Genomic DNA, 6,468 nt, shown 5'->3' on the forward strand with positions numbered 1-6,468 from the left:
CCCATGTCCCAACCTGACCTGATCCACCTGCCGCTGAGCGCGCTCAGCATTTCAAAACTCAACATGCGCCATGGCCGTAAGGCGCCCGATGTCTCCGACATCCTGCCTTCCATCCGCGAGAAAGGCATCCGTCAAACGCTGCTCGTGCGCCGTGAAGGCGAGCGTTACGGCGTCATCGCCGGGCGCCGCCGTTTCTTTGCCCTCCAGCAGGTGGCGAAGGAAACCGGCGCTGATCCGCTGGTGCCCTGCGCGGTGATGACCGAAGACGACGCGGCCTCTGCGATTGAGGCCTCGATCATCGAGAACGTCGCGCGCCTGCCCGCCAGCGAGATGGAGCAGTACACTGCCTTCCGGAAGCTCCATGATGAGAGCCGGACAGTGGAGGAGATTGCGGCTTTCTTTGGCGTGACGGAATTGACGGTCCGGCGGGTGCTGGCGCTGGCAAGCCTCAGCGCCCCCATCCGGAAGCTCTATGCCGACGACCAGATCGACCGAGAGACGGTGCGCGCGTTGACGCTCGCCACACCGGCCCGGCAGGCTGACTGGCTGAAACTCTGGAACAGCGAGACTGAGCGGGCCCCTATGGGGCGGGCCTGCCGCGCATGGATCACTGGCGGAAGCGCGATCACCACTGACAAGGCGCTGTTCGACCTTGCCGGATACTCCGGCGCGGTGACGGCTGATCTCTTCGGCGAGGGGGCGGTGTTTGCCGACGCGGCGGCGTTCTGGGACGCGCAGGACGCGGCGGTGGCGGAGAAGATCGAGGGCTACCGGCAGCGCGGCTGGGCCGGTATCACGGTGCTCGAGCGCGGGGCGTATTTTCACCGCTGGGACTATGAGCAGACGACGAAGAAGCAGGGCGGCAAGGTGATCGTCGAGCAGCGCCACGATGGCGCAGTGACCTTCCATGAAGGCTGGCTGAAAGCGTCCGAAGCGCGCAAGGCCAGGACACCGATTGACAGGGGCGGAGCTGGCCCGGAAGCAGACCCAAAACCTGAGATGTCGGGACCGATGGCGCACTATATCAGTCTGCACCGGCATAGCGCGGCGCAGGTGGGCCTGATCCGGAACCCAGCCATCGCGCTGCGCCTGATGGCAGCCCATGTCCTCTGCGGGTCTGCGCTCTGGAATGTGCGCCCGCACACGACCGGCGCGGTGAAAGACGCCAGCCTTGAAAGCGTTGAGGGCAGCCCCGCCAGAGCCGACCTCAACGCCGCGCGGGATCGCGCGGGCGCCGTGTTCGAGGCGTTGGGCGCGCCGGTGCCGCGCCGCAGCGGCGACGCGTATCACCTCTGCGAGACCTTCGCCGCCTTGCTCGCCCTCTCCGACTCCGAAGTGATGGAGGTGATCGCGGTTGCGATGGCTGAGACGCTGGAGTCGGGCGGGGTCGCCGTTGAGGCGGCGCTGCATGCCTGCGCCGCTGATCCGGGGGCGTTCTGGCAGCCGGATGCGGCGTTCTTCGATCTTCTGCGGGACCGGCGGGTGACCCGTTCCTTCCTTGCAGAGACGGTCTCGCCAGAGGCGGCGCAGAAAGCAGAGACCGCCACCCTGAAGGCGCAAAAAGCGCAGCTGGTGTCAGCCCTCGCAGGGCGTGACGGCGCGAAGGGGGAAACCTGGACGCCGGGCTGGATGCAGGTGCCCCCCACCCGCCATATCGACGGCGCAGCCTGCCCGCCCGCCGATGCCTGGGACCGGATTGCAGAGCTGTTCGAGGCGGTAGACGCGGGGACATCCGATGACCAACGCTTGCCGTGCGAAGCCAATTCTGCCTGAGTTCTTTGTCTCCTCTCAGGCAGGATGGAGCCGCCCGGTAGTTGTCGCCGGGCGGCTTTTTTGCGCGCGGGTCTCTGTGTGCGGATCAAGGGAAAGGTTCACTGCATAGGGGTATTTCGAGGGGGCTTTGTTTGCCGCGCACCTTGTGAATGCGTTGCGGGCAAAGGGGCTCATTCGTTGCCACACCCTGCCGTCCGGGAACCCCTTGTTTCCGTCTCTTGCCGTTGGACCTGGACGACCTGCGCCGGGCCTGAAACCTGACCGGCGAAGAATTTTCCCCTGCGCCTCACGGCGCATTCCTCGCGCGCCAAAATTCTCCGCCGGTCAGGTGCTCCGCGGCGCTGCGCCCTTTCAGGTTCAGGCCCGGCGCAGGCCGTCCTTTCGGTCCGGCGTCGACGGGAACAAGGGGTTCCCGGACGGCAGCCAAGGAAACGAAAAGGAGACCCCCATGGCAAACGCACTCGGATACGTCACGGAAACCAAAGCTGGTTTCGAAGGCACCCTCGCAATGATGAACCTCTCGGCTTCCATCCGCATCGAGAAGAACGCCGAAAAAGCCGGTGACGGACAGCCGGACTACCGCATCTTCGCCGGAGAAACCTCGACCGAAATTGGTGGCGGCTGGATGCGCAAGGCAAAGCAGTCTGGCCGGGATTACCTCTCGATCACGCTCGCGGATCCGCAGATCGGCCCCCGCAAGATCTTCGCGAACCTCGCCCCGGTCAAAGGCAAGAAAGGCCGTCACGTGATCCTCTGGAACCCCCGCGACTAGCTGGCAAGTCCGGCCTCTGACGCGCCGCCCCGGAGATACTCCGGGGCGGTTTTCTGCGTTCAAACCAGGCCTCCGTCTTGAGGGGAAAAATGCGCAAGGCCGATTTTCCCCCTCCAAGCCCGAGCAGGCGCAGGCAACATCCTCCCATCACGAACCATCTGGCGAAAGGAACCGCGTGATGCGTAAAAAGCGCCCCTCAAAAGCCGTCACAAACGAGGACTATGTCATCCTGAATGTGGAGGAAGCCGCAACGTTTCTGCGGGTAACGCGTTCGACCCTCGATCATTATCGCTGCGTGGGAAGAGGCCCCATTTACCGCAAGCATGGGGCGCGGGTTTTCTATACCCGGGAGAGCCTGATCAAGTGGTCTGAGAGCCGGGAATTTTCCTCAACGTCGAGCCGGATCGGGCAATCCCGATGAAAGCCGGGTATGCGGTGGGGCTCGTCGTGGGCAGTTCCGCGGTGCTGTTCGGCCTGGTGTTTGATCCTCCGGCGCAGCTCATCTGGAACCGGTCGGCCAGCGCGCCGCAAGGGCTCTACTGGCTGAGAGACGCGCCCCTCACCAAAGGTCATTGGGCCGTTCTCTCAGCCCGGAGCGGGCCTGCGCAATGGGCGGCGGCGCGGGGATATGTCGGTGAAAACTGGCCCCTGCTGAAGCAGATTGCCGGGTTGCCGGGAGACACAATTTGCCGGGAAGGAACGGCTGTTTCCATCAATGGGCAGCAGGCGGCGCAGGCGTTTTTAGTCGACAGGATGCACCGTGACCTGCCGGTCTGGGAGGGGTGCATCACGCTTGCGGCAGGCGAGGTATTCCTGCTCTCGCCTCATCCGTCTTCCTTGGACGGGCGGTATTTCGGCGCAGTCCACGAAGCCGACATCCTGGGCGTCGCGGCGCCGCTCTTCGGTTCGTCCGTCCACGAGCCGTCTGCAGAGTAGGGCAAGGCGATGCAAGCAAACGCCGGGGTGGGGACAGCAGACGTATCCGTCCGGAGGCGACACATGATGTCAGGTCTTGACGGGATTTTCCGCTTTCCAAGCCCATGGCAGGAGTTCGCCGATCCGATTGGCCGGGTGGCCATCGGCCATACGTCTCAGGACATCGGTGAGCCAGGCATAGGGTTCGACGCCATTGAGCTTCGCCGTTTCGATCAGCGAGCAGAGGATGGCCCATCGTTCAGCACCGCCATCGCTGCCTGCAAACAGGTGGTTCTTGCGGCCGAGAGCGACCGGGCGGATCGCGCGTTCGACCGGGTTGGTGTCGAGTTCGATGCGGCCGTCATCGAGGAACCGGGTGAGGCCTGTCCAACGCCCCAGCGCGTATCGGATGGCATCTGCGAGCGTGCTGCGGGCGGGCAGCTGGGCCAGTTGGCTTTCGAGCCAGAGGCGGAGGTTTTCAACGCGCGAAGCGGACAGTTTCCGGCGTGCGGCAAGCCGCCAGTGCGGGGCTTTTCCCCGGACGTCCGCCTCGATGGCGTAAAGGTCGGCGATACGCTGGAGTGCCTCTTCAGCAATGGGCGAACCAGTGGCCTTCGCGACATCGTAGAACTTGCGCCGCGTGTGCGCCCAGCAGGCTGCGAGGGTCACACCGGGCCGTGCGGCGACCTGTTCGAACCCGGCATATCCATCGACATGGAGAACGCCTTTGAAGGTCAGGAGATGGGTAACGGGGCGCTCCGCCTTGCGGTCCGGCGCGAACAGGAACACGGCGGCCGGCGGCTCCGGACCGCCCCATCCGCGTTCCTCACGGGCATAGACCCAGAGCCGTCCCGTCTTCGTCCTTCCGCGCCCCGGATCGAGTACCGGGACAGGTGTATCGTCGGCGAACAGATGGTCCGAAGCGAACACATTTGCGCAGAGTTTTTCATGCAGCGCTTCGAGCCACCAGCAGGCTCCGCCGACCCATCCGGCAAGCGTGGAACGGGACAGATCGACGCCATGCCGCGCGAAGATTTGCGATTGCCGATAGAGCGGCGTGTGATCGCAATATTTGCTGACAAGCACCTGGGCGAGCAGCGCCGGGGTCGCAAGACCCCCTGCAATGACACGCTCCGACGCAGGCGCCTGAGCCACGGTTCCGCAGGTCCGGCAGGCATATTTCGGGCGGACGATCCGCACAACACGCAACTGTGCCGGTACCCAGTCCAGCATCTCGCTGACACTCTCTCCCATGCCGTGCAGAACGCCGCCGCAGCCTGGACACGCCGCATGATCGGTATCGATCCGGACCTCTTCGCGAGGAAGGTGTTCGGGCAAGGGCTTACGGTGCGCGGGAGGTTCGGCCACATCCGCAACGACAACCGGATGACTCTCCACGACACGCCCGATATCGGCATCCAGATCTTCAAGTGCGAGCGCCAGCTGGCCGGGATCGAGGCGCTCGGCGCTTCGTCCAAACTGCATTCTCTGGAGCTTCTTTATGATCTGCTGGAGCCGCTCTATTTCGCCATCCCGGCGTTCGACAACAGCCGCCATGTCTCGCACCAGCTGGTGCAGGAGCGCCGTATCGGTCGGCAGGTTGCCAAGGTCGATCCGCATACGGATTCATATCACAGAATGGGCAGAAGCAGGAGCTTTTTCGCGCCGTTCGGGCACATTTATCGGGTGATCTTATCCGGCAAGGGCGGGCTTCCATACCCGTTCGGGCGCGCGCCAGTCGATACCTTCGATCAGCATGGCGAGCTGGGCCGGTGTCAGCGTGATCGAGCCGTCATGACCTGCCATAACAGGCCAGACAAAGCCGCCCTGGTCGATGCGTTTGGTGAACAGGCAGAGCCCGTTTCCATCCCAGAACAGGATCTTCAACATCGAGGCTTTCTTGCCCCGGAACGCGAACAAATGGCCGCTGAAAGGGTCCTTCTTGAGGACGTCCTGAACCAGCATGGTCAGACCATCGATCCCTTTGCGCATGTCGGTGTAGCCGAGAGCGAGATGCACCTTTACCCCGGCCGGGACGATCATCATGACAGGGTCTCCCTGCCGGACATTTCGAGAAGAACCGCCTCGGGATCGCTCCCTTCAGGGACGAAGACGCGTGCGCCATCTTCAAGCGCCATGGCCATCATTCCGGCGGGCGGTTTCATAAGATCCATCGGCAACGGCCTCCCTTCCGGAACCAGCACGGTTGCCAGTCTCGCGCGGGCGTTCTGGCCGATCCCGAACTCGACCCGCCAGCGGAACAGGAGGCCCGTGACGATGCCGTGCTTCCGGGCGGTGGCGGACACACTGGTGCCCGGCTGGTCGCTTTCACGTGCGATCGCGAGCTTCTGTTCGTCGCTGAAGAAGCGCCGCGCCGCGCGCCGTTCTACCCGTGCTGTCAAGGCGGTTTCCGCGACATTAGTGCTAGCACTATCTCTAACGCGCGGACGGGCAGAGGGATGAAGCTGTGACCGCCAGTCGATTTCCAGTTCGCCATCTTCATGCCGCGTGCGCCATTTTTGCAGGGCATGCCGGGAAAGGTTCAGGGCGGACGCGTACTGGCGAAGGCTCATTCCGCTCCAGTTCAGCGCTTCCAGGTGCATCGCCCAGAAGGCCTGAACGGCGCGGCTACGCGTGTCCGTACGCGCCCCGAACCGCACGCATTGGCGCTTGCTGGAACGGCCTTTTTCGAGGTTCCTGCGGGATTGTTCACGGCGCAGATCGGCCTGATATTCTTCATGTTTCCGCGCCTCGTCGCGCCCCATCAGATAGATCACCCAACTCCCAAACGTATGCCGGTTCAGACCATGATCCCGGCAATAGCGGGTGCGCGACACACCGCTCTGACGCCAGGCTTCAATATGTACGCTCCAATAGCTCTGGTGTGCGGTGTTCTCAAAACGTTTCAAATCCATGTTCAGCTCCTCACCAGGAAGGGAAGGCCAAATGGAGAACTATTGCGACCCGGAATCGATGTGCAGTCATCGGACGGTTACGAGCGAACCCGG

The 6,468-nt window shown here is 63.6% G+C and carries 7 protein-coding genes; 4 read left to right on the plus strand and 3 right to left on the minus strand.

Annotated features, from left to right (window positions below; genetic code table 11):
• From BBF93_RS19355 to BBF93_RS19370, 4 genes are all read left to right on the plus strand, one after another.
• The coding region (locus BBF93_RS19355) for a ParB/RepB/Spo0J family partition protein (RefSeq protein WP_233349216.1) at positions 1 to 1,773 on the plus strand (1,773 nt) is incomplete at its 5' end.
• Positions 1,774 to 2,221: 448 nt separating this feature from the next.
• Positions 2,222 to 2,545 (plus strand): DUF736 domain-containing protein, encoded by a 324-nt coding sequence (locus BBF93_RS19360; protein WP_114107165.1) that lies wholly within the window; start codon positions 2,222 to 2,224, stop codon positions 2,543 to 2,545.
• A 178-nt stretch (positions 2,546 to 2,723) separates the two neighbouring features.
• Positions 2,724 to 2,966: a helix-turn-helix domain-containing protein gene (locus tag BBF93_RS19365; protein ID WP_114106945.1), complete on the plus strand. Its 243-nt coding sequence runs from the start codon at positions 2,724 to 2,726 to the stop codon at positions 2,964 to 2,966.
• A complete protein-coding gene (locus tag BBF93_RS19370) occupies positions 2,963 to 3,481 on the plus strand; it encodes a S26 family signal peptidase (protein ID WP_114106946.1) in 519 nt (172 codons plus the stop codon). Before BBF93_RS19365 ends, BBF93_RS19370 begins: the two co-directional genes overlap by 4 nt.
• Positions 3,482 to 3,550: 69 nt before the next feature.
• On the opposite strand, the gene BBF93_RS19375 is transcribed toward BBF93_RS19370, so the two are convergent.
• The 3 genes from BBF93_RS19375 to BBF93_RS20110 form a co-directional block, all read right to left on the minus strand.
• A complete protein-coding gene (locus BBF93_RS19375; protein ID WP_114106947.1) occupies positions 3,551 to 5,080 on the minus strand; it encodes an IS66 family transposase in 1,530 nt (509 codons plus the stop codon).
• Between the two features lie 72 nt (positions 5,081 to 5,152).
• Positions 5,153 to 5,506, minus strand: a complete 354-nt coding sequence (tnpB, locus tag BBF93_RS19380; protein ID WP_114106948.1) for an IS66 family insertion sequence element accessory protein TnpB — start codon at positions 5,504 to 5,506, stop codon at positions 5,153 to 5,155.
• Positions 5,503 to 6,375, minus strand: a complete 873-nt coding sequence (locus BBF93_RS20110; RefSeq protein ID WP_114106949.1) for a transposase — start codon at positions 6,373 to 6,375, stop codon at positions 5,503 to 5,505. The genes tnpB and BBF93_RS20110 overlap by 4 nt, the downstream gene beginning before the upstream one ends.
• Positions 6,376 to 6,468 lie beyond the last annotated feature (93 nt).

The sequence above is a fragment of the Hyphomonas sp. CACIAM 19H1 genome, assembly GCF_003325995.1.
In the GTDB taxonomy this organism is placed as follows: domain Bacteria; phylum Pseudomonadota; class Alphaproteobacteria; order Caulobacterales; family Hyphomonadaceae; genus Hyphomonas; species Hyphomonas polymorpha.